This is a genomic window from Chryseobacterium endophyticum, assembly GCF_056333165.1.
Genome location: NZ_JBWGXE010000003.1, coordinates 240,334 through 263,685 on the forward strand (window position 1 = coordinate 240,334; position 23,352 = coordinate 263,685).

General features: G+C 41.6%; 19 protein-coding genes, 2 tRNA genes and 1 pseudogene. 11 read left to right on the forward strand and 11 right to left on the reverse strand.

Annotated elements, in window-relative coordinates; translation table 11 throughout:
* Positions 1-514 precede the first annotated feature (514 nt).
* From AC0N32_RS09230 to AC0N32_RS09240, 3 genes are all read left to right on the forward strand, one after another.
* Entirely contained in the window at positions 515-733 is a 219-nt protein-coding gene (locus AC0N32_RS09230; RefSeq protein ID WP_476393563.1) for a hypothetical protein, read from the forward strand.
* Between the two features lie 12 nt (positions 734-745).
* Positions 746-3,256 (forward strand): M1 family metallopeptidase, encoded by a 2,511-nt coding sequence (locus AC0N32_RS09235; protein ID WP_476393564.1) that lies wholly within the window; start codon positions 746-748, stop codon positions 3,254-3,256.
* A gap of 144 nt (positions 3,257-3,400) precedes the next feature.
* Entirely contained in the window at positions 3,401-4,729 is a 1,329-nt protein-coding gene (locus tag AC0N32_RS09240) for a hydroxymethylglutaryl-CoA synthase family protein (protein ID WP_476393565.1), read from the forward strand.
* Positions 4,730-4,888: 159 nt separating this feature from the next.
* On the opposite strand, the gene AC0N32_RS09245 is transcribed toward AC0N32_RS09240, so the two are convergent.
* Complete coding sequence (locus tag AC0N32_RS09245) at positions 4,889-5,812, reverse strand: AraC family transcriptional regulator (RefSeq protein ID WP_476393566.1); 924 nt, start codon at positions 5,810-5,812, stop codon at positions 4,889-4,891.
* A 182-nt stretch (positions 5,813-5,994) separates the two neighbouring features.
* Between AC0N32_RS09245 and AC0N32_RS09250 the strand changes: the two genes are divergently transcribed.
* The 4 genes and pseudogenes from AC0N32_RS09250 to AC0N32_RS09265 all read left to right on the forward strand — a co-directional run bounded on the left by AC0N32_RS09250 (position 5,995) and on the right by AC0N32_RS09265 (position 10,467).
* On the forward strand, positions 5,995-7,524 hold the full coding sequence (locus AC0N32_RS09250; RefSeq protein ID WP_476393567.1) for an aldehyde dehydrogenase family protein: 1,530 nt from the start codon (positions 5,995-5,997) through the stop codon (positions 7,522-7,524).
* Between the two features lie 375 nt (positions 7,525-7,899).
* Entirely contained in the window at positions 7,900-8,937 is a 1,038-nt protein-coding gene (gene adhP, locus AC0N32_RS09255; protein WP_476393568.1) for an alcohol dehydrogenase AdhP, read from the forward strand.
* Between the two features lie 568 nt (positions 8,938-9,505).
* Positions 9,506-9,889, forward strand: a complete 384-nt coding sequence (locus tag AC0N32_RS09260) for a DUF779 domain-containing protein (RefSeq protein ID WP_476393569.1) — start codon at positions 9,506-9,508, stop codon at positions 9,887-9,889.
* Positions 9,890-10,081: 192 nt separating this feature from the next.
* A pseudogene (locus tag AC0N32_RS09265) lies at positions 10,082-10,467 on the forward strand (HU family DNA-binding protein).
* A 134-nt stretch (positions 10,468-10,601) separates the two neighbouring features.
* Here AC0N32_RS09265 and AC0N32_RS09270 read toward each other — a convergent pair.
* Complete coding sequence (locus tag AC0N32_RS09270) at positions 10,602-11,801, reverse strand: dicarboxylate/amino acid:cation symporter (protein WP_476393570.1); 1,200 nt, start codon at positions 11,799-11,801, stop codon at positions 10,602-10,604.
* 93 nt (positions 11,802-11,894) lie between these two features.
* Here AC0N32_RS09270 and AC0N32_RS09275 point away from each other — a divergent pair, with 93 nt between their 5' ends.
* The 3 genes from AC0N32_RS09275 (at position 11,895) to AC0N32_RS09285 (ending at position 13,813) form a co-directional block, all read left to right on the forward strand.
* A complete protein-coding gene (locus tag AC0N32_RS09275; RefSeq protein WP_476393571.1) occupies positions 11,895-12,809 on the forward strand; it encodes a DnaJ C-terminal domain-containing protein in 915 nt (304 codons plus the stop codon).
* Between the two features lie 3 nt (positions 12,810-12,812).
* Complete coding sequence (locus AC0N32_RS09280) at positions 12,813-13,112, forward strand: chaperone modulator CbpM (protein WP_476393572.1); 300 nt, start codon at positions 12,813-12,815, stop codon at positions 13,110-13,112.
* A gap of 173 nt (positions 13,113-13,285) precedes the next feature.
* Complete coding sequence (locus AC0N32_RS09285; RefSeq protein ID WP_476393573.1) at positions 13,286-13,813, forward strand: YcxB family protein; 528 nt, start codon at positions 13,286-13,288, stop codon at positions 13,811-13,813.
* A 56-nt stretch (positions 13,814-13,869) separates the two neighbouring features.
* Here AC0N32_RS09285 and AC0N32_RS09290 read toward each other — a convergent pair whose 3' ends face one another.
* A complete protein-coding gene (locus AC0N32_RS09290) occupies positions 13,870-14,853 on the reverse strand; it encodes a PLP-dependent cysteine synthase family protein (protein WP_476393574.1) in 984 nt (327 codons plus the stop codon).
* Between the two features lie 342 nt (positions 14,854-15,195).
* Positions 15,196-16,425 (reverse strand): ABC transporter permease, encoded by a 1,230-nt coding sequence (locus AC0N32_RS09295; RefSeq protein WP_476393575.1) that lies wholly within the window; start codon positions 16,423-16,425, stop codon positions 15,196-15,198.
* A gap of 4 nt (positions 16,426-16,429) precedes the next feature.
* Here AC0N32_RS09295 and AC0N32_RS09300 point away from each other — a divergent pair, with 4 nt between their 5' ends.
* Positions 16,430-17,641 carry an exo-beta-N-acetylmuramidase NamZ family protein gene (locus tag AC0N32_RS09300; protein WP_476393576.1) on the forward strand — a complete coding sequence of 404 codons (1,212 nt, stop codon included), beginning with the start codon at positions 16,430-16,432 and terminating at the stop codon, positions 17,639-17,641.
* A 75-nt stretch (positions 17,642-17,716) separates the two neighbouring features.
* On the opposite strand, the gene AC0N32_RS09305 is transcribed toward AC0N32_RS09300, so the two are convergent.
* The 7 genes from AC0N32_RS09305 to AC0N32_RS09335 form a co-directional block, all read right to left on the reverse strand.
* Complete coding sequence (locus tag AC0N32_RS09305) at positions 17,717-17,923, reverse strand: hypothetical protein (RefSeq protein WP_476393577.1); 207 nt, start codon at positions 17,921-17,923, stop codon at positions 17,717-17,719.
* Between the two features lie 6 nt (positions 17,924-17,929).
* Positions 17,930-18,562, reverse strand: a complete 633-nt coding sequence (locus AC0N32_RS09310) for a DUF3575 domain-containing protein (protein ID WP_476393578.1) — start codon at positions 18,560-18,562, stop codon at positions 17,930-17,932.
* A complete protein-coding gene (locus tag AC0N32_RS09315) occupies positions 18,559-19,740 on the reverse strand; it encodes a thioredoxin family protein (RefSeq protein WP_476393579.1) in 1,182 nt (393 codons plus the stop codon). Before AC0N32_RS09315 ends, AC0N32_RS09310 begins: the two co-directional genes overlap by 4 nt.
* Positions 19,741-19,872: 132 nt before the next feature.
* A tRNA-Phe gene (locus tag AC0N32_RS09320) sits at positions 19,873-19,945 on the reverse strand.
* Positions 19,946-20,049: 104 nt separating this feature from the next.
* A tRNA-Phe gene (locus tag AC0N32_RS09325) sits at positions 20,050-20,122 on the reverse strand.
* A gap of 97 nt (positions 20,123-20,219) precedes the next feature.
* A complete protein-coding gene (locus AC0N32_RS09330; protein WP_476393580.1) occupies positions 20,220-22,061 on the reverse strand; it encodes a lysophospholipid acyltransferase family protein in 1,842 nt (613 codons plus the stop codon).
* 22 nt (positions 22,062-22,083) lie between these two features.
* Complete coding sequence (locus tag AC0N32_RS09335; protein ID WP_476393581.1) at positions 22,084-23,322, reverse strand: aspartate kinase; 1,239 nt, start codon at positions 23,320-23,322, stop codon at positions 22,084-22,086.
* Between the last annotated feature and the right edge of the window lie 30 nt (positions 23,323-23,352).

The window sequence follows — 23,352 nt, forward strand, 5'->3', positions numbered from 1 at the left end:
GAGGCCATTATGAATTATGTGATGGCCTTCAGAACTTAAATGAGAGTGCTGGTCGTTACGTTGAGCCTTTCAATCACTTCGAAGAATCAGTCAAGCGTTCCGAAACGGCAATAAAGCGTTCCGAAGAGGCGATCAACCACTCCGAATGAACAATCAACCGTTCCGAAGAGACGATCAACCAGTCAGAAGAAGCCATCAACCAGTTAGAAGAAGCAATCAACCACTTAGAAGAAGTGATCAACCAGTTAGAAGAGGCGATCAAGTACAATTTATTATTTTTCAATCATTTACGGCACTGTTGAAAAAGGTCATTCAATGAATCCATAAAGCGAAGTCACGTTTCCATCGGTATTTTGACCGTAAAAAATGGCTTTTTACGTAAAAATTAAGCTTAGCAACGTCTTTCAAAAAAATATTCCTTAATGCTTCCCTGACGTCCGTTCTTTATGAAATAAGTTTTAAATTTGGAGAAATGGATTCTCGCCGTTTACAATACCCTTAAATCAAAATAAATATGAAATATATAAAAGTAAATGTTGAAAAAAACGCAGACGCTGAAGTGCTAAAAAATGCCATCCTTCAGCTGAAAGGGGTGGATTCGGCAGAAATCATTGACGATGAAAATCCTGAAAGCGAACTGAAAAAGGCGTTTGCCAAAACCAAGGAACAGTTCAAAAAAGGGGATTACGAAACACTCGTCGACGATATTTTTGATATTTTAACAAAAAAATAATTTTTAATCATAATGAAAAAAGCCATTTTATCGATCGCTCTTTTGGGAATGTTCTTTTCTACAAATATAGCGGCACAAACGGATACTTCCGGAAGAGAAAAGGTCTACAGAGCCACTCACACGAAAGCAACGGAACTTAAACATACCAAACTTAAAGTAAACTTCGATTATCAGAAAGAGCAGATGAACGGTGAAGAATGGCTCACGGCATCTCCTTTTTTCTATCCTTCCGGTGAACTGACCCTCGATGCGAAAGCCATGCTGATCCATGAAGTGGCACTGGACGTCAACGGTAAGAAAACACCGCTAAAATACGACTACAAAAATGATGTATTAAAGATCACTTTAGATAAAACCTACGCCAAAAACCAGGATTATACGGTTTATATCAAATATACTGCCCGCCCTAATGAAGTAAAACAGGAAGGAAGCGCAGCGATCAGCGATGCCAAAGGCCTCTATTTCATTAATGCACAGGGAAAAGATCCCGATGTGCCTACCCAGATCTGGACGCAGGGCGAAACCGAATCTTCTTCCGCATGGTTTCCGACCATCGACAAACCTAATCAGAAGACTACACAGGAAATCTACATGACCGTTCCTGATAAATATGTTACCCTTTCCAACGGGATCATGAAAGATTCTCAGAAGGAAGCTAACGGACTGAGAACGGATCATTGGGTGATGGATAAAAGACATTCCACCTATTTATTTTTCATGGGAGTGGGAGAATATGCGATCGTAAAAGATAAATGGAGAAATATTCCGGTGGATTATTATATTGAAAAAGAATATGAGCCCTACGCAAAACAGATCTATGGAAATACGCCTGAAATGATCGAGTTTTTCTCTAAAAGACTGGGCTACGATTATCCATGGGCAAAATATGCACAGATTTCAGGAAGGGATTACGTCAGCGGAGCAATGGAAAATACCACGGCAACACTTCACGGAAGCGATATTCTTCAGAAGCCGGGACAGCTCATCGATGAAAATACCTGGGAAGATACCATTGCCCATGAATTGTTCCACCACTGGTTTGGCGATCTTGTAACGGCCGAAAGCTGGAGCAATCTTACCGTAAATGAATCGTTTGCCAATTATTCCGAATATCTGTGGAACGAGCATAAGTACGGAAAAGACCAGGCCGATTACCACCAGATGAAAGATGTGAATATGTACATCAGTACGCCGGGTAATTTTGATAAAAACCTGGTTCGGTTCAATTACGACTCACGGGAAGATGTTTTTGACCTGGTCACCTATCAGAAAGGTGGCGGAATTCTTCACATGCTCAGAAACTACCTTGGAGACGATGCTTTTTTCGCCGGAATGCAGGATTACATGAAAACCTACGAATACCAGAATGCCGAAGCACACCAGCTGAGACTTTCTTTCGAAAAAGTTTCCGGTAAAGATCTGAACTGGTTCTTCAATCAGTGGTATTTTGGCAGCGGAAACCCGAAGATCAATTATTCTTATACTTTTGAGCCGGTGAAAAAGCAGGTTGCAGTGACGATCGAGCAGACGCAGGACCAGCCTTTCCAGTTTCCTCTTGCAATAGATGTCTACGAAAACGGGAAACCGAAAAGATACAATGTGTGGGTAAATGCAGAAGCGAAAAATACGTTCAATTTTGACGTGTCGAAAAATGCAGATCTTGTAAATATCAATGCAGACGGTGTTTTGCTGGCAGATATCAAAGATTCTAAAACGCCGGAGCAATATTTAATGCAGTTCTCGGGCTCTAAAGAATTTAAAAGTAAATACAATGCCCTGAACGGAATCAAAGACCAGGTAGGAAAAAATCCTGCGGCAACTAAATTACTGGCAGCTGCCCTTAAAGATCCTTTCTTCAGGACGAGAATGAAAGCCCTTCAGTTAATGGACTTGTCAAATCCTGAGCAGTTTAAGGCAATGGGCGCAGAAGTTGAAAAGCTGGCAGCCAATGATCCTAAAACTTTGGTGAAGGCTGCGGCCATTTCGGCTTTGGCAAAAACGAAAGATAAAAAGTATATGCCGATCTTTGAAAAAGGGGTCAGTGCGGTTTCCAATGCTGTAAAAGGCAGCTCTGTAGGCGCTATCGTTGCCGTTGATCCTTCAAAAGCAGGCAGCTACGCCGATAAAATTGATCTGGATGGTGCTTCCGAAACCCTTGCTGCACAGATGTTGCCGCTTATCGTCAAAAATAAAGTGACCTCCCAGATGGCAAATATCGCGCAGTTTGCGGCATTCTATCCTTTTATCAAATTCCAGAATCCGGAGCTGGGAAAGTCTGCAGAAGAAGGGTACAACTGGATTATGAGCTCAGACAACCTAAAAGCCACAGAAAGCATCACTAAAATGCTCGGCCATGCCAAATCGGAAATCGGAGAAAATCCGCAGGCAAAAATGATGATATCCCAAATGCTGAAAGACGGTCTTAACAAAAAAATGGACCTCCTTAAACAGAATCCGCAGAATGCAGCAAGCATTAACAAACAGATTGACGCAATCAACAAAGCGATTGAAGATTTCAAATAAGAACCAAAACTTTGTACATAAGGAATCCGTCTCACAACTGAGGCGGATTTTTTTGTATAATATAAATCATACTTTATAAATTTCGCAATAATCATTACTGATTAAACGTTTACATTTTTTAAATTCGTATCAAAATTAAATCATATGACTTTTGGAATTGAGGCGGCAAGTTTTTATGTGCCCTCTTTATATTTGGAAATTAAAGAATTAGCTGAAAATAGAAATATAGAACCTGCCAAGCTTGAAAAAGGACTTGGTCTCCATAAAATGGGCTTTCCCGATGTGCATGAAGATGCGGCCACATTTGCTGCGGAAGCGTTGCTTAAACTGATCAGAGATTATAGTCTTAATCCGAAAGAAATAGCAAGAATCTATCTGGGAACCGAAAGCGCCCTGGATGCGGCCAAGCCTACCGCCTCTTACGCCATGCAGATGGTGGAGGAAGTCCTGGAACCTGAATTCGGGGCAAGGGTGTTCAGAAACTGTGATGTTGTGGACATGACGTTCGCCTGCATTGGTGCGGTGGATGCGCTTCACAATTCACTGGATTTCGTCCGGGCCAATCCTGATAAAAAAGCAGTGGTGATCGCCAGCGATTATGCGAAATACGAACTGTCTTCACCCGGAGAATATACTCAGGGCGGAGGTGCAGTGGCAGTGTTGGTTTCTTCTGATCCGAAACTGATAGAGATTGAAAATAACTGGGGCGTGGCCACCGAATCGGTCTTCGATTTCTTTAAGCCGAGACGTCATTTCAAAAAGAACGAATTGACCAGTGCTCCGGAAAATTATCCTGAAAAAATAGAAGTTTTTACCGACGAGCCGGTTTTCGACGGGCAATATTCCAATCAGTGTTACCAGGACAGGATCAGGGAGGCGTATGAACATTACAAAGAGCTCACAGGAAAAGATAAACCTTACGAACACTGGAAATACCTGATTTTCCACCTTCCGTATGCATTTCACGGAAAAAGGGTTTTCACGGAAATCTACAGTATGGAAAACGGACTGGCCTATGAAACTCCCGAAGAACAGAAAGCAGTTGCTAAATCTGAAGAGTACATCAGCTTCATCAATGAAAAAATCGAGAAGTCTCAAAGGGCTTCATCGGAAATAGGAAATATGTACACCGCATCCATCTTTATGGCAATGCTATCTGCACTGCAGACTTCTTTTAACGAAAATGAAGAACTTGAAGGGCAGGAAATAGGATTCTTAGGATACGGAAGCGGATCGAAATCAAAGGTTTTTGCCGGAAAAATTTCAGACAGCTGGAAAAAAGTCGTTGAGAAGTGGAATATTTTTGAAGGACTGAAAAGCCGTACGGCGATAGACTTTGATACCTATGAAAAACTTCACCGGAAACAACTCGAGGAATCGGTAAACAAGAATTACATAGGTTTCGGGTTAAAATATGTTGAATTGGAAAATCCGGTCTTAAAAGGAGCAAGATATTATCATTATCAAAAATAAACTCAAGCAAAGCATCTCAATTCCGGGATGCTTTTTTAATATAAAGAAAGACAATCGCCATAACAACAAGCATGGAAAGATTGATCACCAGGTTTGTTCTTTGACTTATCTTGATGCCGAAGAGAAATTCAATGATATCTTTTGGAGGAATCAAAGCGGTTATTGAGATATTGTGATGCTGTCCTGGTAGTTCTTGGGAGTCACACCCACAAGCTGCTTAAAAACCCTTGTAAAATAATTGGTATCGGAAAAACCGGTCTGATAGGCCGTTTCCTTGATGCTGTTCTTGCTTTTCAGCAGCTCTTTTGCCCTGTTGATTCTCTCGTGAAGAATGAATTCGTTTGGGGATGTTCCCAGTTCGTCTTTAAACATTCTGAAGAAATTAGACTTGCTCACGTAGGCAAGCTTTGCGATGCTTTCAATGGATAGTTTCTGATGAAGATTCTTCCGGATATAGTCTACTGCAAAACCGATCCTGGATTTGTTTTTCGCAATATTTTTCTCAACCATACCTCTGGCCTGGGTCTGCATAAGGCGTATTAAAAGCTCTTTAATGGCAAAATCTGCCATGATGTCTTTCTGTGAATTATCGTCCATCGCAATACGCATGATATTGTTGGTGGCAGAAGCTAAAGATTTATTGTTGAAAAGAAAATATTCATCCAGTTCGATGTTCCACTGTGAGGTTTCATCGGTTTTGGGTAAATGATAGTTCAGGTGGTTCAGTGAATTTTCGATAAACTCGGGGTTGAGGCTTAGCGAGATGCATTGCGTGGGAACCAGATCCGCTTCGGGAAAATCGATGACCATGGTTTCTCCGGGTGATACCAGAACACTTTCCCCGGGGTAATAGTCAAAATAACCGGTTTTGTTATCGAGTTTCATGTGCTTTTTTCCACGGAGCATAGCGGTGAACGCAATGGTTTCAAAATGCAGTTTTACGTCAAAAGCGGCCTTGTGGGTTTCATAAATACTCAGTTCGCAATTGTTTAAATTGAATTTCGTCTGGTTCTCCACTAAGCTCAGAAGCTGGTTTTCCTTCTTCAGTTCAGGGGTTTTGAGTAAGAATTTCTGGTCATTCATTGCTAAACAATTTTAGGTTTCCGCTTATCTCAAATATAGGAAAATATGGTATTTAATGAATGTTAACGAATGATAAAATTATCTTCCTGCACGATTTTGAAGTCTTTTTGTACGATTTTGCTATCCGAAGATCAGTCGGAAGTGTAACTTGGCTTTACAGAAAAAATAAAAATTGTACGAATATGAGCACTACAACACAACAACAATCAGAGACCTTATTGCAATGGCCTGAGTTCAAAAAAGTATATGACAACTATATCGACGGAAAGTTTACTGCACCTGTAAACGGTGAATACTTTGACGTCGTATCACCCATTGACGGCAAAAAATTCACTCAGGCGGCACACTCTTCCAAAGAAGATCTTGAAATGGCAGTGAATGCCGCAGAAAAAGCATTCCAGACCTGGAAGGATACGTCGTCTACAGAAAGAAGCGTTATTCTAAATAAAATCGCAGACCGTATCGAGCAAAACCTCGAATACCTGGCCACCGTAGAAACAATCGATAACGGAAAAGCCGTAAGAGAAACCCTGGCTGCCGATCTTCCTCTGGCGGTCGATCATTTCAGATATTTTGCTTCGGTGATCCGCGCGGAAGAAGGGTCACATAATGAATTAGATAAAGATACCGTGTCGCTGATCGTGCATGAACCGCTGGGAGTGATCGCTCAGATCATCCCGTGGAACTTCCCGATCCTGATGGCGGTATGGAAACTGGCTCCGGCCCTGGCGGCAGGAAACTGTGTCGTATTGAAACCTGCGGAAAGCACCCCAATTTCCATCATGGTTTTAATGGAGATCATCGGCGATCTGCTGCCTGCGGGAGTCGTGAATATCGTCAACGGTTTCGGGGCGGAATTAGGAAGAGCTTTGGTTACCAATCCTAAAGTTTCCAAAGCAGCCTTCACAGGATCTACCGCGACAGGTCGTCTTGTGATGCAGTATGCCACCGAAAATATCATTCCGGTGACGCTGGAACTGGGAGGCAAATCGCCAAACGTGTTCTTCAGTTCTGTAATGGATGCTGATGATGAGTTCCTGGACAAAGCTATCGAAGGGGCTGTTCTTTTTGCCCTGAACCAGGGTGAGATCTGTACATGTCCGTCGAGATTGCTGGTGCAGGAAGATATTGCGGATGCCTTCATAGCGAAAGTGATCGAAAGGGTAAAAGCCATCAAAGTAGGAAATCCATTGGATAAAACGGTGATGATGGGGGCTCAGGCTTCCCAGATTCAGAAAGATAAGATCCTTTCTTATATCAAATTAGGCAAAGAAGAAGGAGCGGAAGTGCTGGTAGGAGGTGATGTAAATCATGTGGGGGAAGGACTTGAAGACGGTTATTACATTCAGCCTACTATTTTCAAAGGAAACAACAGGATGAGAATCTTCCAGGAAGAAATCTTCGGCCCTGTACTGGCGTTTACCACTTTCAAAGATGAGGAAGATGCCATTAAGATTGCCAACGATACCATCTACGGACTTGGAGCAGGGGTTTGGACCAGAGATGCGCATCAGCTGTACGACATTCCGCGTAAGATCCAGGCGGGAAGAGTCTGGATCAATCAGTACCATTCTTATCCTGCGGGAGCACCTTTCGGAGGATACAAACAGTCGGGAATCGGACGTGAGAACCACAAAATGATGCTCGACCATTACCGTCAGACCAAAAACATGCTGATCTCCTACAACAAAAACAAATTAGGTTTCTTTTAATTTTAAATATCAGGGTCCTGAAATCCGTGTAATCTGCGGGAATTAAAAAAACAGACGATATAACAGTTTTGAAATATCTTCTCCCATAGATTGCACCGGTTTTCAGATCTGCATGCAAAAAAAATCTGCTCAATCTGCAAAATGTGCGAGCATAAAAGAACTCCCGCAGATTTTGCCGATAGCGCAGATCCGGATGCAAATAAGAATCCACCTGATCAGCGAACTTAAAGAAAATTCCACAGAGTACACCGGTTTTCAGATCTGATGCAAAAAAATCTGCTCAATCCGCAAAATCTGCGAGCGTAATAGAAAATGCAGATCTGTGTAGTCTATGGTCAATTAAAAACTAAAAATCAACTTTAAAAAACTCAGAATATGATTCCAAAAACGATGAAAGCGGCAGTGGTACAGGGGTATGGTCAGCCGTTAAAAATTGAAGAAGTTCCGGTGCGTGTGCCGGGAAGATATGAAGTACTGGTAAAGGTAATGGCCTGCGGGGTTTGCCACACCGACCTCCATGCGGTGGATGGTGACTGGCCCGCAAAACCTAAAATGCCTCTGATCCCCGGCCATGAAGGAGTAGGAATCGTAGTGGCCTGCGGTCCGGAAGCGTATGTAAAGGAAGGAGATGCCGTCGGCGTACCGTGGCTGTATTCCGCATGCGGATGTTGTGATTACTGCATTACCGGGTGGGAAACCCTCTGTGAAGCCCAGCAGAATGGTGGTTACAGTGTAGACGGTGGCTTTGCAGAATACGTGATTGCCGATTCAAGATATGTGGGGCACCTGAAAAGTGATGTCAACTTTTTAGAGATTGCACCGATCCTTTGTGCGGGGGTTACCGTATATAAAGGATTAAAAGAAACGGAAACAAAACCCGGAGAATGGGTCGCCATATCCGGAATCGGAGGATTGGGACATGTGGCCGTTCAGTATGCAAAAGCAATGGGAATGCATGTGGCAGCGATTGATGTTGCTGATGATAAATTGGAACTGGCCAAAAAATTAGGAGCCGATGTGGTAGTCAATGCAAGAAACACAGATCCTGGAGAATACCTACATAAAGAAGTCGGCGGAATGCACGGCGCATTGATTACAGCGGTTTCTCCCATCGCCTTCAAGCAGGGAATTGACGTTCTGAGAAGAAAAGGAACCATTGCGCTGAACGGTCTTCCTCCCGGTTCATTCGAACTTCCGATCTTTGAAACCGTGCTGAAGAGAATTACCGTAAGAGGATCTATTGTCGGAACAAGGAAAGATCTTCAGGAAGCCCTCGATTTTGCCAATGAAGGACTGGTAAAAGCCACGGTAACCGCTGCGAAACTGGAAGATATCAACGACGTCTTTGATAAAATGAAAAAAGGACAGATCGACGGAAGAATCGTTCTCGATATTGCCGGAAGTGCACATTAAGAATAACAATATCTGGTTCGGCGAAATGAAATTTCGCCGAACTTTTTTTAATAATTGCCTCTCATAACGGTAGATTTTGATTGCATATGATTTATCGCAAGGATATACACAGGTTATTTTAAATGGCATTATCCTTTCAAGATAGACAAAGCCGCTTCGCTTATTACCGTAACACAAAGATTCTGATGAGTACAAACTTTGTATTACTTCAATAAATGAAATGCCTTTGTTTAGCTTAAAAATATGCAGGAGATGATAATAAATCTTTGTCTGGCCTTGCGGTAGATTTTGATTGCATATGATTTATCGCAAGGATATACAAAGGTTATTTAAATGGTATTATCCTTTTAAGATAGACAAAGCCGCTTCGCTGATTAGCGTAACACAAGGATTCTGATGAGTACAAACTTTGTATTACTTCAATAAATGAAATGCCTTTGTTTAGCTTAAAAATATGCAGGAGATCATACATGAATCTTTGTCTGGCTTTGCGATTCATTAAAATAGATTAACCAAACATTATTGAATCTTCTAGTGTACAAAAGAACATCAATACAAACAAAAAATTATGGAACCTACAATATCAAGACTTTCAGCTACGGAAAAAGCACTAGAGGTCATTTGGGAGCTGGAGAAGAAATATGGCGATCTCATGTTTTATCAGGCAGGAGGATGCTGCGAAGGGACACAGCCGCAGTGCTTCGAAAAAGGCGGCTTTTATCCAAGAATGAACGATGCCATGATCGGTACCATCCACAATCATGAATTCTGGATTGACCGTGACCTGTTCGAGTACTGGCAGTATTCTCATTTTACACTGGATGTGACCGACGGCTTCGGACCCGGAGGATTCTCCCTCGAAACTCCTTTAGGCAAAACATTTAAAGTTAACTATCGGCTGTTTACCCCTGAAGAGCTGGAGCATCTGGAGCCCATAAAAAGAAGTGAGTAATGATCGCCTTTAACCTTAAATATCCAGCTTTACCGGATGACGCTGTTTACCTGACCCGCAAATCGATTGGGAAGACTGAGTAATTTTTGTAGACAAAAATCTACAAGTTTGTCGATATTTATCTACAATTCCTTTTCTTTTAGTGATCATTATTTCATTAAGTTTATCCCTTAATCTAAATATGTAGCACAAATGTCTATCAAGTACACAGTAATCGAACGCGGTGAGCCAGGCGTAACTGGCGGAGGAACCAAAAAATGGTATGCACAGGTAAAAACTGAAGGTGAAATGAGCATCGACGACCTGGTGAAAGAAATCGAAAAATTTTCTGCCCTCAGTGAAGCAGATATTCGCGGAGTCATCATTGCTCTCGAAAACGTCATTCAGAAAGAACTTGCCACAGCAAAATCATCAGGCTCGACAAATTGGGGAGCTTCTATCCCAGTCTCAGCAGTGGCGGTGCCGAAAGTGAAGAAAAATTTAACGTGAACCTCATCAAAGGAGCGAAAGTAAACTACCGTCCCGGTAAACGTATTACGGATGCTCTTGCTACTGCATCTTTTACCAAAGACAAGTAAGCCAAAAAAACCTGCGCAGGTTTTGCCTTAAACCTAAGCAGGAGTTGCCTCAAACCTGCGCACCTTTCACCCGAAAGCTGCGCAGGTTTTTTATAGAAGGCAGGCAGGTTTTAAATATACCTGCCGGGATTGTGTCAAACTTTCACAAACCTGCTGACAAACATCGAGGCCACCAGTTGCCCGACCGCATTTAAAACAGTAGCCAGCGGATCTACCAGTGTTCCGATAATCATCACGGCAGGGATGGCTTCCTGTGGAAGTTTATATACGGAGATCATGAGCATTTCGCCGATATATCCGCCGTTGGGGATTCCTCCCGCTACAATACTTACAAAAACGGTAATGCCTAAAGCCAGCAGCAGGTTCATGGGGTCGAAAAAGTCTCTGCCGATGATCATAAAGGCCACGTAGATCTTAATGATCGAAGACATGGAGGAGCCATTCTTATGAAGCGTCGTCCCGATCGGGATTACAATATTGGAGATCTGCCCAGGAATGCCCATTTCAGAAGCGGCCTGCAGGTTGGCCGGCATCGTGGCAAAGCTGCTGCAGGTGCTCAGTGCTGTGGCGGTTGGGTAGATAGCGTTCTTCCAGAAACTGTTTATCCCGTTTACCCCTCCCGCCATAAAGGCGTACAGTGAAAAAAATACCAGGAAATAAATGACACCTGCGATATAATAAAGCCCTAAAGGTTTAGCATAAAATCCGAAAAGCTGAGGTCCCAGGGTAGCCACCTGGAAGGCAAAATAAGCACCGAGGCCAATTGGGGCTGCCCTCATAATCAGCAACAGGAGCTCTTTCATCACTTCATATCCGGAAGCTATGAACATTCTGAACGGCTGCCCGCGCTCCCCGGCCTTTCTTGCGGAAAAACCTGTCATGAAAGCAAAGATGAGCAGCGCCAGCATATTCTGACGGGAAAAGAGCTGTGTAAATTCACCCACCGTAAAAAAGCTGACGATCCTGTTGCCCCAGCTGTCAGCATCTGCCGCCTCTTCGACCAATTCCTTACTGCCTGAAATTCCCGAAACAGGAAAAAGGTACACCGCACAGATCGTGAAAACAGCTGCCGTTAAAATGAAGAAAAGAAAGGTAAGTGCCATGATCATCATGATTTTTCCAAACTTCGACTGCTGCTCGAGAGAGGCAATAGAATTGGAGACGGCAAAGAAGACCAGGGGAACCACACTTACAAAAAGTAAATTGAGAAAAATATCTCCCAACGGCTTGAGATAGTCTACCACCTGGGGTGCAACAATGCCGATTACGCTTCCGACCGCGATGCCCAGAAGCAAAAGCAGGATGCCGGAGTAGTTTTTCAGGACTTCTTTCATAGGGCGCTTTTTGATCAAAGATAGCTTTATTTTTAACACTTCGTTATATAAATTTCCTCTCTAAAATCCTTAAATTTGAGTAAAAACGTTTCTATGGCTTATATAGACTACTATAAAATTTTAGGCGTAGATAAGAACGCAACCCAGGATGATATTAAGAAAGCCTACCGCAAGCTGGCGCGAAAACTGCATCCCGACCTGAATCCTGATGATAAGGAAGCGGAAAGGAAATTCAAAGAGATCAATGAGGCCAATGAGGTGCTCAGCAATCCGGAGAACCGTGCGAAGTATGATAAATACGGGGAACACTGGAAGCATGGCGAGGAATATGAAAAGGCACAGCAGCAGCAAAGGCAATATCAGAGCCAGGACCCTGGCTTCGGCGGAGGGTTTTCCGGCGCGGATTTTGGCGAGGGTGAAGATTTTTCAGATTTTTTCCAAAGCATGTTCGGTGGGGCAGGAGGTTTCGGCAGAAGCTCACGGGGCAGTGCTTCGGGCAAATTTAAAGGGCAGGATGTACACGCAGAACTTAATCTTACTTTAAGAGATGCGGCAACTACCCATCAGCAAACCTTTGACATCAACGGAAAGAAAGTGCGGATTACCATTCCGGCAGGAGTGTACGATGGGCAGCAGATCAAGCTGAAAGGTCACGGCAGCCCGGGCTATAACGGAGGCCCTAACGGAGATCTGTATATTACTTTTAATATTCCGGCAGATCCTGATTTTGAAAGGATAGGGGATGATCTGAAAACCAAGGTTTCCATTGATCTGTACACAGCCGTTTTGGGTGGTGACGTAAAAGTCAATACGCTGACCGGAAACGTTAACCTTAAAGTAAAACCTGAAACGCAGAACGGGATGACGGTAAGGTTAAAAGGCAAAGGTTTCCCGGTGTATAAAAAAGAGGGACAGTTCGGTGACCTGTTTGTGACCTACGAGGTGAAGCTGCCGACCAACCTAACGGATCAGCAGAAGCAACTTTTCGAACAACTAAAAAATTCCTAAGTCATGAATGAAAGAATATCGCGAGAAGAACTCGTTAAAATATACAATATTGAGATCACTTTTTTCGATGAGCTTGTAGACTCCGGTCTGCTGCATATCCATACGGAAAATGAAACCCGCTACCTTATGTATGAAGACCTGCCTTCTTTTGAAAGGTTTGCCAACTGGCATTACGACCTGGAGATCAATCTTCCGGGACTCGAGGTGATCCACGAGATGCTCAGGAAGATGGACGAGCTGAAAAAGAGAAACCGTGAGCTGATGAATAGGCTTTCGGCGATCGGTGATACTTATGAGGAATGATGAGTTTGAGGGCGGTTGAGGTTGAGGGTTTGAGAGTATGAGAGTTTGAGGGTTTGAGGGTGGTAGTGTTTGAGCGTTTGAGAGTGATAATGATTTTGGTTTTAGAGTTTGAGGGGGGTGGAGTATCAGTGTTGGAGGGGAAAGGCTTATATTTGTACCCATAATTAATCGATATGAGTGAAGAGAGAGTGATCGTTCTGAAGCCGAAGAGACAGGACTTCGAGGAAATCTATTTCAGCGGGAAGCAGGGAAGCCTGTTCTTTTCGTCAACCACCCGCGGAAAAACCATCACCACCCTTGTTGTCGGCGTGATTTTGCTGATCGTATTGGTTTTCAGGGATGATTTCACCAAAGAGAAAGCAGGGATTCTGTACTTTGTAAGCTTCCTGTTCCTGCTTTGTGCCGTCTTTCTTTCCGTGAGCATTAATAAAGTTTCCCGATGGAAGAAGCAGGTCGGGCGTTATTTAGCCAAACTGGAAAGGTGCAGCATTTACGAGATCAGGTTTGATGACCAGTTTTTTACCGTGAATATCGATGGCGAGAAAGAAACCAGCGAATGGAAGGATTTTGAGGTCTTCGACAGCAATAATGAATTTATCGCCCTTGAAGGAAAATACAATTATATGTTTCCAAGGAAATCAATGAGTGAGAAAGATTACAGCTTGCTAAAACAGGTTTTAAAAAAGAATATCACCGAATAGAAAAAACAAAAAACTCAGAGAAGCACTCTGAGTTTTTTTAGTATGATAAAAGCTGATTAATCCAGCCAGCCCATTTCTTTCATCCAGTCATCGTTGTAGATCTTTCCGACATATCTGGAACCGTGGTCGTGAAGCAGAACGACGATCACGTCATCTTTCGTAAACTGATCTTTCATCTGCACAAGAGAGGCAATGGCGCTTCCTGCAGAGTACCCACAGAAAATCCCTTCTTCTTTTGCCAGCTTTCTGGCATAGATGGCGCCGTCTTTATCCGTTACTTTCTCGAAATGATCGATCACAGCCATGTCATAGTTTTCAGGAATGATATCTTCTCCGATACCTTCCGTAATATAAGTGTAGGCATGGTCGTAATGAAGCTCACCGGTCTCATGGAATTCCTTCAGAATAGATCCGTAGGTATCGACCCCGATCACTTTGATGTCCGGATTTTTTTCTTTAAAGAAGGTTCCGCATCCGGTAATGGTACCTCCTGTTCCGGCGCCTACCACAAAGTGGGTCAGTTTGCCTTCGGTCTGTTCCCAGATCTCCGGGGCAGTCGATTCGTAATGCGCCGCTCTGTTGGATAAGTTATCGTATTGATTCACATACCAGCCGTTTTCCGTTTCCTTGGCCAGTCTTTTTGATACGGAATAGTAAGAACGAGGATCGGTAGGTTTAACATCGGTAGGGCAGACAATAACTTCAGCACCTACGGCACGTAGAATATCACATTTTTCTTTTGATTGTTTTGAGTTGGTCACAAAAATACATTTGTATCCTTTGATGATCGCTGCAAGCGCCAGCCCCATTCCTGTATTTCCGGAGGTTCCTTCGATAATGGTTCCGCCGGGCTTCAGTCTTCCGTCCTTTTCTGCGTCTTCAATCATTTTAACGGCCATTCTGTCTTTCACAGAATTCCCCGGATTGAAGGTTTCCACCTTTGCCAAAACCAATGCAGGGAAATCTTCACCCAAAACTTTGTTAAGCTTTACCAATGGTGTATTCCCTATAGTTTCGAGGATGTTGTTTGCGTATTTCATAAATGTTTTTTAAGCATGGCAAAGATACGGCTTTAAATTTTATTGAGCTTAAGGAGAGGAGGATTATAGAATGTCAATGGTGAATTTCTGCGAGTCAATGGTGAATTTTTTTGTGGTTTTGAATTCACTTACGAAGCAAAATTCACGATTTGCTTTGAATATCAATGGTGAATTTCTGCGAGTCAATGGTCAATTTTTTTGTGGTTCTGAATTCACCTTGTGAGGCAAAATTTACGATTTACCTTTAATGTCAATGGTCAATTTCTGCGAGTGAATGGTCAATTTTCGTGTGGTTCCAAATTCACTTGCGAAGCAAAATTGACCATTCACCATTGACCGCTATTAGTTATATTTAATCGCTTTCACCGGGGAGATCTTGCTGATCAGGTAGCTTGGGATAATAAGTGCCAGCCCCGAAATAAGCAATATACCGAGTGAGATCGAGATGATCACAAGCGGGTTAAGGTCCACCGGAACGGTGCTTACATAATAATTTTCAGGATTCAGTTTGATTACCCCGAAGAACTTCTGGATCAGGATCAGCCCAAGCCCGATCATGTTTCCGTATAAAAGTCCGGGAATCATTATGATGAGCGTGTAATTGATAAAAGTGGCCCTGATCTGTGCGTTGCTCGCTCCCAGGGTTTTAAGAAGTCCTATGGAATTGGTTCTTTCGATAATGAGGATGAGAAGGACCATGATGATGTTTATCACCACCACAATCAGCATAATGATGATGATGAGGGCAATATTTGTGTCGAAAATACTGATCCAGTCTGTGATCTGCGGGAACTTCTCGGTAGCTTTTTCCGCATAATTCTTATAGCCGATCAGCTTTTCGATTTCCGGGAAATCAGAATCTGCGTCGTTTACGTTTTTAAAGAAAATATCAATGCCACCCGCTTCATCAGGCTTCATATCCTGAATTTTCCGTACGTGATTGATATCGCCGATCACAAACTGATCGTCGATCATTTTAATATCGGTTCTATAGATTCCCAATACCTCAAACTTCCTGTAAATGGGCTGCTGGTCCGTCTTTGAAAATACCGTAACAATACTGTCTTTCACCTTCAGATGCAGGTCACCGGCAATCTTCTGGGAAATAACGACTCCGTTATTATAGCCTTTTTCTGTGACTTTCGGTAAGTTTCCGGCAACCATGAATTTTTTAAACCGTAAGCTGTCAAAATCACTTCCTATTCCTTTAAAGATGATGCCTGCAAAGTTGTGCTCATTCCTCATAATCCCTGTAAGCATGGCATATTTCTGTACGGATGCCACATCAGGAAGCTGGCGGATCTTTTGTATGTCCAGTCCCTGGTTATCAAGTACGGAGGTGTTGTAGGAAGAATTCGAGCGGGTCGACCGTACCGTAATGTGTCCGCTGAAATCTGCCAGTCTCTCTTTAATGGCTTTCTTGGAACCGAATCCTGTGGAAACGGTAATTAAAGAAACAATGATCCCCAACGCGACAGAAAGCCTGCCGATGAAGATAATCACCCGTGAAAGGTTATTTTTGTTATCTTTGGAAAACGCTATTTTTCTAGAGAAATATAAAGGAAACTTCAAGCTTATGAATTTAGATTTCAAAATTAAAAATTTACTTCTTATTTGCCTAATTTTTTTAGGAGTATTCCACCAATATTATTCTCAGACTCAAGCTACAGCCGGATTTAAAACAGGGGCCGATCAGCCGGAGATCTATCTTCCTTTGCTCAGGGGCAAAACGATAGGAGTGGTTATCAATCAGACCGGCTTGATGAGCGACAGAACGCATGTGGTTGATTTTTTAGTGAAAAACGGTGTTAAAATCAAATCCATCTTCGCGCCGGAACATGGCTTCAGAGGTGATGCCGATGCCGGTGAAAAAGTAAAGAACGGCGTAGATGTAAAGACAGGAATTCCCATAGTTTCTTTATATGGTAATAATAAAAAGCCGAAACCTGAGCAACTGAAAGGCATCGACATTGTCGTCTTCGATATTCAGGATGTAGGCGTTCGTTTTTATACTTACATTTCCACATTAACCTACCTGATGGAAGCCGGAGCGGAAAATAATGTTGAAATCATGGTATTCGACCGGCCAAACCCACACGACGGTTATACGGACGGGCCTGTTCTGGATAAAAAATGGACAAGCTTTGTGGGAATGCATGAAGTTCCGGTAGTATATGGACTTACGATCGGCGAATATGGAAAAATGGTAAACGGAGAGAAGTGGCTGAAGAATAAAATTCAGGCTAAATACACACTCATTCCGATGAAAAACTATCATAAGAAATTAAGGTATCCCATGATGGAAAAGCCGTCGCCCAATCTTCCGAACGATAAATCTGTTAATCTCTATCCGAGCCTCTGCTTTTTTGAAGGAACCCAGGTTTCTGTAGGGCGTGGAACTGATCTGCCTTTTCAGATTTACGGTTCACCATGGATGAAAGATTTACCTTATCAGTTTACCCCTAAACCTAACTTTGGGGCGAAAGATCCTTTTCTGAACGGGAAGCTTTGTTTTGGAGAAAACCTTTCAAAGTATCCTGAAGATCTAAGGTCGTTAAATTTGGAATGGGTAATCAAAGCCTATAAAAACTACAAAAATCCTGAGCTTGATTTCTTTCTTCAGCCGGCAGCCGGCAAGAATTTCTGGTTTGATACTCTGGCGGGCAATGATGAACTGAGAAAGCAAATTATTGCCGGAAAATCGATCTCTGAAATCAGAGCATCCTGGAAACCCGGTTTAGACGCATTTGAAAAGATCCGGAGGAAATATATCGTTTACGAAAAATAGAAAGGTGAATGGTCAATGGTCAATCTTTAAAATTCACAAGCGTTAGCGAATTCACCATTGACCATTCACCTTAAATTAATCAAAATTCTGTGGCGGAGTCTTATCGTCTTTCCCTTTGTTCATGATGAACAGCCCGATTGAAAGGCCGATCACTCCTGCGGCACCGATCATTAAAGCTCTCTGCAATTTATCTGCTTCATTATTTCCAAGATAATTCATGAGAAATAGGATGGCAAAAGTAATAATGCAAATGATGATATGATTTTTTCCGAATAGCTTCATTTAGGATTATTTTAGTTTGTAAGAAATCATGACACCTCCTCTGTAAGGCAGAATTTCACCACTTCTGTTGAATTTATTGTCTTTTCTGTCGTAGCGCTCTCCTGTCGTTCTGTCGTATCCTTTATAGAAATCCTGTGATGTCCCGATTGCTGCGTAAACATCAATATTCCAACGGTCGGAAACTTTAAATTGGTATCCGCCTGTTATCCCGAATATTACGGAATATCCTTTTTGATAAAGGTTTGAGCTTGTGAAAACTTCTTCATAATCATTGTAATATGGTTCGTCAGGCCAGTAATTCCATTTTTGCAGAACAAAGGAGGAGGCAGCAATATTGGCGCCTACATACCAATGTTTAAAGGCTTCATTAAAATAATACCTCCCTTCCGCCGATAGAGAATAATACTGGAATTCGTGACCATTGAATGACTTCCAGGGAGATATGAAAACATCACCCTGTACCGTAATTTTTTTTGTAAGCTGGTGTTCCAGTGCTAAATTAACTATTCCGATCGGAATCAAGAGCGCATTGCCTTTCACATATACACTTGTTTCGTGACCTTGCTCTGTTTCCTGAGCTTGAAGATTTCCCAGTAAAAATAAAGTAAGAAATCCTGAGATCAATTTTGTTTTCATCATTTGCCGTTAATTTGTTTTAATAATGTGTTTGCCAGGGAAGAGTCTTTCTGTGCCTTATCGGCTATGTTTTTTGACATCTCTGCAAATGCAGTTGCCTGTTCTTTGTTTCCTGTCAGGAAGTACAGTTTTGCAAGAATATAGGTGTTTTCTGAGGTTTCGCCGCGCATTACGGATTTTTCTGCCCATTCCGTAGCTTTTTTTAGGGAAGCAGGGGTAGTGATATGTTCAGAGAATATCCACGCAGCTTTTAGCAGTTCATTAGGTTCAAAAGCTTCTGAATTTTTATAATAAACAAGTGCTGCTTTTTCGTATTCCGGGAAATTGGCATTCTGTTCGTAGTAGCTCAGTTTGGTCTGGTTGAGTTTTACTTCTGCGTCATGCTTTCCCACAAGTGGCTCGGCTGCCTTCATGAAGTAATCATCATTGATCTTTTTGTTCTGGTTGTCAATAGATTGTTCAACGATTTTTCCCAGTTTAAGCTGATTGTCAAACTCGTGATACGTTTGTTCAGGTAGAAATTTGGTGATTTCTGTTTTTCTCTGGGTAAATACTTTATAATTTTTATCCTCTGAAGATTTCAGGAAGAATAATAAAAGCCCGACATCGTCTTTAGTGAATTCGGAAGTTTTTTCTTTATTTTCGAAATATCTCTCAGAAGCTCTTTTTGCAAAATCAAAATCTGAGGAAGAGTTGAGCCTCATAATATTGATGAGAAATTCAGGATCTTTTTCTCCTTTTTCGAAACGTTCTTTTAGCGAACCTTTTTTATTGTTTGGAGAATTGATTTCCTGAGCCATTGAAAGAAACATGCTTTCTTCCATATATCCGTAATTTTGCGAAACGAGTTCTCCGTCACCGTTAAGGAAAAGATAAGTAGGATATGAACGGACACCGTATTTCGCGGCAATTTCTCTTCCTTCACCTTTTTCCATATCAAATCTGGCGTTCACAAAGTTGGAATTGTAATAGTCGCCCACAGATTTTTTAGTGAAAATATTTCTTTCCATCATTTTGCATGGGCCGCACCATGAAGCGTAAGCATCAATAAAAACTATTTTATTTTCTTTCTTTGCCTTTGAAATAAGATCTTTAAATGGCAGTTCCTGAAACTGTATAGCCTCCTGAGCGAATGCGACGGCAACTGAAAATAAAAACAAAACGGAAATAATCTTCTTCATTTTCAACAAAAATTAAAAAAGCGAATATACTTATTTTCAACGGAAGTAAGAGGTAATTATTCTTATATTATGTAAGACTTAACATGACAGCCACAAAAAAATAAAAGTCACCTCTTACGAGATGACTTTGTGTGGTTTCTCCAGGAATCGAACCAGGGACACATGGATTTTCAATCCATTGCTCTACCAACTGAGCTAAGAAACCGTCCTTTACTTCTTTTGAAGTTCTGCAGATATTATAATCATATGTGCAGTTGTACTTTAAATCAATTTTGAAAATAAAACCACCTTTTTACAGGTGGTTTTGTGTGGTTTCTCCAGGAATCGAACCAGGGACACATGGATTTTCAATCCATTGCTCTACCAACTGAGCTAAGAAACCGTTCTTTCACTTCGTTGTTTTAAAGTGATGCAAAAGTAGTAAGTTTTAACATATAATGCAAGTATTAACCATGATTTTTTTAACAAAACTTAAAAACCTATTGATTTTCAACCGAATTATTTTCCTGTTCCTTACGGATTTGTTCGCTCATCTCCTCCAATACAGGCTTAATCGTACTTTCCGGAAGATCGCTAATCCTGATGTACATCAAGCCATCAATGGCATCATTAAAGTTTGGATCTACATTAAATGCGATAACTTTTGCATTTTGCTTAATATATTTTTTAATTAAAACAGGCAATCTGAGTTCTGGCTCAAGATCATCGATGATTTTATCAAGTTTGTTTAAATCAGATTCCATTTCTTCAAAAAACAAATGCTTGTCGCGGTCTCTGAGTTTTACCTTGTACTCATTTCGTGGCGTAATGTATTGTGCAACGGCAGAATCATAGTAATTCGACCGCATGAATTCAATCATCAGAGATTTTGAAAATTCGGAAAATTTGTTGGAAATACTTACACCGCCCATGAGGAATTTATGATCCGGATTTCTCAGGCAGACATGCACGATTCCCCGCCACAAAAGGAAAAGCGGGAGCGGCTTCTGCTGATATTCCTGGCAGATATAGGCGCGCCCCATTTCAATCACTTTTTTAAAGAAAGGATGGATATCCTGCTCGAATTCAAATAGCGAGCTGGTATAGAATCCTTTGATCCCTGATTTTTTCATAACCTCCCTTCCCAAGGCCATTCTGTAGGCTCCTACAAGACGTTCTTCGGCGTTGTCCCAGAGAAAAAGATGGTGGTAATGCTTGTCGTATTCATCAAGGTCAAAAGGTAAGTTGCTCCCTTCGCCCACAGCCCTGAATGTAAGTTCGCGCTGGCGGCCGATCTCTCTCATAATCGAAGGAATCTCCTCATATTTGGTGAAATACACTTCATAATTTCCATTGCTGAAGAACATTTTATCAGTTCCTTTCAGCTTGCTGATGTCTTTGAGGATGTCTTCTTTCGGCGTTTCGTCGATAATATTCTGAACGATATTTTCCTCTTTTAACAAAGGGAATTTTACGGAAAGATTCTGAAGGTTAATGCTTTGTGCAAGGGATTTTCTCTTTTCGTAATAAGATTTCATCATATAAACCTTACGTTTCAAAAAATCGCCAAGCTCCTCAATGTTTTCCATATCGTCCATTGCTTTTACGGCAATAGGTTTTCCGATGCGTATTCTGATAGGCTTTTCCCTGTCATTCATCATTTCTGCCGGCAGCATCATGGTCTGCAGACTGGGATGAAGCTTGGCTACCTGATAAAACATTCTGCTGTTCTTAGCATGGAAATACATAGGAACTACCGGTACTTTAGCCATTTTTATCAGCTTAAGTGCCGGTTTTTCCCAGTCTTTATCTAAAATTTCTCCGTAAGGATTATTTTTATTTGAAACTTCTCCGGCAGGGAAAATTCCTACACAGCCTCCATTCTGAAGGTGTTTCAGTGTTTCCCGCATTCCGGATGAACTGCTGTAGGCTTCCTTCCTGTTTTCAAAAGGGTTTACAGGAATGACATACGGTTCCATCGGCTTGATTTTCTCCAGAAGAAAATTGCCCATTACCTTGAAATCCGGACGAACTTCCGAAAGGATTTTGCACATTAAAATACCGTCTATGGCCCCTAGCGGATGATTGGAAACAAGAATAAACGGCCCTGTTTTAGGGATTTTTGCAAGATCTTCTTCAAAAGCTATGTAGCTTAAGTTCCGCTCTCTCACAAATGAGTCGAAAAAGTCTTTGCCTTCCTTGTCTTTTAGTTTGTCGTATAGTTTGTTTACTTCATTTATTTTAGCAATGCTCATCACAGCAGATGCCACAGGATTTTTAAGAAATCCTATTTTATGTAAGCCGGAAGCCTGTATCAAATCGTTTTTCGAAATTAAGCTCATGTGTGTTTAGTCGCAATTAGTTTTATTGTGTTACCATTTGAAGTGTATTCTTCGAAATCTGCTCCAATAATACACTTTTTTCCTGGTAAAATTGATCTATGTGGTCCATCTTCGCATTCCTTACCGTAAATAAAGATACGTTTTTTACCACTTCCGTACGGAATATTTTCTGAAGTTCTTCATTCAGCTCATCAATATTACTGAATTTATCTTCAAGACATAAAGCTAATGAAATAGCAGAATTCTGCATCAGGGAAACCTTGATTTTATATTTGGATAAATATCCGAAAATCAAACTCATGTGATCTTCTGCGATGAATGAGAAGTCGCGGGTCGAGATTTTTAGCAGGGTCTGATGTTCTTTTAAAATATAAGATTCTTCACTCTGGTTTTTGTCGGATGCTCCTACTTTTGTTCCTGCTTTGGCAGGATCTACAAATGATTTTACATAAAAAGGTATATTTTTTTGCTGAAGCGGCTGCAGCGTTTTCGGGTGAATGATGCTCGCCCCGTAATATGCCATCTCAATAGCTTCTTCGTAAGAAATATTCGAAAGCAGTGTGACATCTTTAAATTTTCTTGGATCACCTGTCATTACTCCCGGAACATCTTTCCATATGGTCATGGCGTCGGCATCCAGGCAATAGGCGAAAATTGCTGCAGAGTAATCCGAGCCTTCTCTTCCTAAAGTAACCGTAAAATTATTTTCGTCTGAACCGATAAATCCTTGGGTGACATAGCAGATTTCTTTATTCAGGTTTGAAATAAATTCTTCCGTTTTGGCCCAATCTACCACACCTTCTCTGTAAGAATTGTCCGTTTTTATATAATCTCTGGCATCCAGCCATTGGTTGGTAAATTGGATTTCATTTAAATATTCACTCACGATCTTTGTCGAAATCATTTCTCCACAGCTTACCACCTGATCATACACGAAGTCGTAATTCGGAGATTTGTTCCTTCTTAAAAACGAATCTATATCATCAAAAAATAAATTGATTTCCGCAAAAACGGCATGGTTTTCGGGAAATAATCCTTCTGCGATGTCAATGTGTTTTCGTTTTATCTTTTCGATCTCAGTTTGATAGTTGTCTTTCTTAAAATAAAGCTCCACTACTTTTTCCAACTCATTTGTTGTTTTGCCCATTGCTGAAATCACCAGCAGACACTTGGCAAATCCCTGGCTTTTTAATACCATGGACACATTTCTTACACTTTCGGCATCCTTTACCGATGCTCCACCAAACTTGAAAATTTTCATTAAATTGTTAATAATAAAATTGTTAGATAA

Bases quoted from the DNA above. Each gene is read 5' to 3' on its own strand.
- AC0N32_RS09285 (WP_476393573.1), top strand. From the start codon at position 13,286: ATGAGTGAAGAGAGAGTGATCGTTCTGAAGCCGAAGAGACAGGACTTC.
- AC0N32_RS09310 (WP_476393578.1), bottom strand. From the start codon at position 18,562: ATGATGAAAACAAAATTGATCTCAGGATTTCTTACTTTATTTTTACTG.
- AC0N32_RS09290 (WP_476393574.1), bottom strand. From the start codon at position 14,853: ATGAAATACGCAAACAACATCCTCGAAACTATAGGGAATACACCATTG.
- AC0N32_RS09305 (WP_476393577.1), bottom strand. From the start codon at position 17,923: ATGAAGCTATTCGGAAAAAATCATATCATCATTTGCATTATTACTTTT.
- AC0N32_RS09235 (WP_476393564.1), top strand. From the start codon at position 746: ATGAAAAAAGCCATTTTATCGATCGCTCTTTTGGGAATGTTCTTTTCT.
- AC0N32_RS09315 (WP_476393579.1), bottom strand. From the start codon at position 19,740: ATGAAGAAGATTATTTCCGTTTTGTTTTTATTTTCAGTTGCCGTCGCA.
- AC0N32_RS09240 (WP_476393565.1), top strand. From the start codon at position 3,401: ATGACTTTTGGAATTGAGGCGGCAAGTTTTTATGTGCCCTCTTTATAT.
- AC0N32_RS09250 (WP_476393567.1), top strand. From the start codon at position 5,995: ATGAGCACTACAACACAACAACAATCAGAGACCTTATTGCAATGGCCT.
- AC0N32_RS09280 (WP_476393572.1), top strand. From the start codon at position 12,813: ATGAATGAAAGAATATCGCGAGAAGAACTCGTTAAAATATACAATATT.
- AC0N32_RS09275 (WP_476393571.1), top strand. From the start codon at position 11,895: ATGGCTTATATAGACTACTATAAAATTTTAGGCGTAGATAAGAACGCA.
- AC0N32_RS09230 (WP_476393563.1), top strand. From the start codon at position 515: ATGAAATATATAAAAGTAAATGTTGAAAAAAACGCAGACGCTGAAGTG.
- adhP (WP_476393568.1), top strand. From the start codon at position 7,900: ATGATTCCAAAAACGATGAAAGCGGCAGTGGTACAGGGGTATGGTCAG.
- AC0N32_RS09330 (WP_476393580.1), bottom strand. From the start codon at position 22,061: ATGAGCTTAATTTCGAAAAACGATTTGATACAGGCTTCCGGCTTACAT.
- AC0N32_RS09335 (WP_476393581.1), bottom strand. From the start codon at position 23,322: ATGAAAATTTTCAAGTTTGGTGGAGCATCGGTAAAGGATGCCGAAAGT.
- AC0N32_RS09260 (WP_476393569.1), top strand. From the start codon at position 9,506: ATGGAACCTACAATATCAAGACTTTCAGCTACGGAAAAAGCACTAGAG.
- AC0N32_RS09245 (WP_476393566.1), bottom strand. From the start codon at position 5,812: ATGAATGACCAGAAATTCTTACTCAAAACCCCTGAACTGAAGAAGGAA.
- AC0N32_RS09270 (WP_476393570.1), bottom strand. From the start codon at position 11,801: ATGAAAGAAGTCCTGAAAAACTACTCCGGCATCCTGCTTTTGCTTCTG.
- AC0N32_RS09300 (WP_476393576.1), top strand. From the start codon at position 16,430: ATGAATTTAGATTTCAAAATTAAAAATTTACTTCTTATTTGCCTAATT.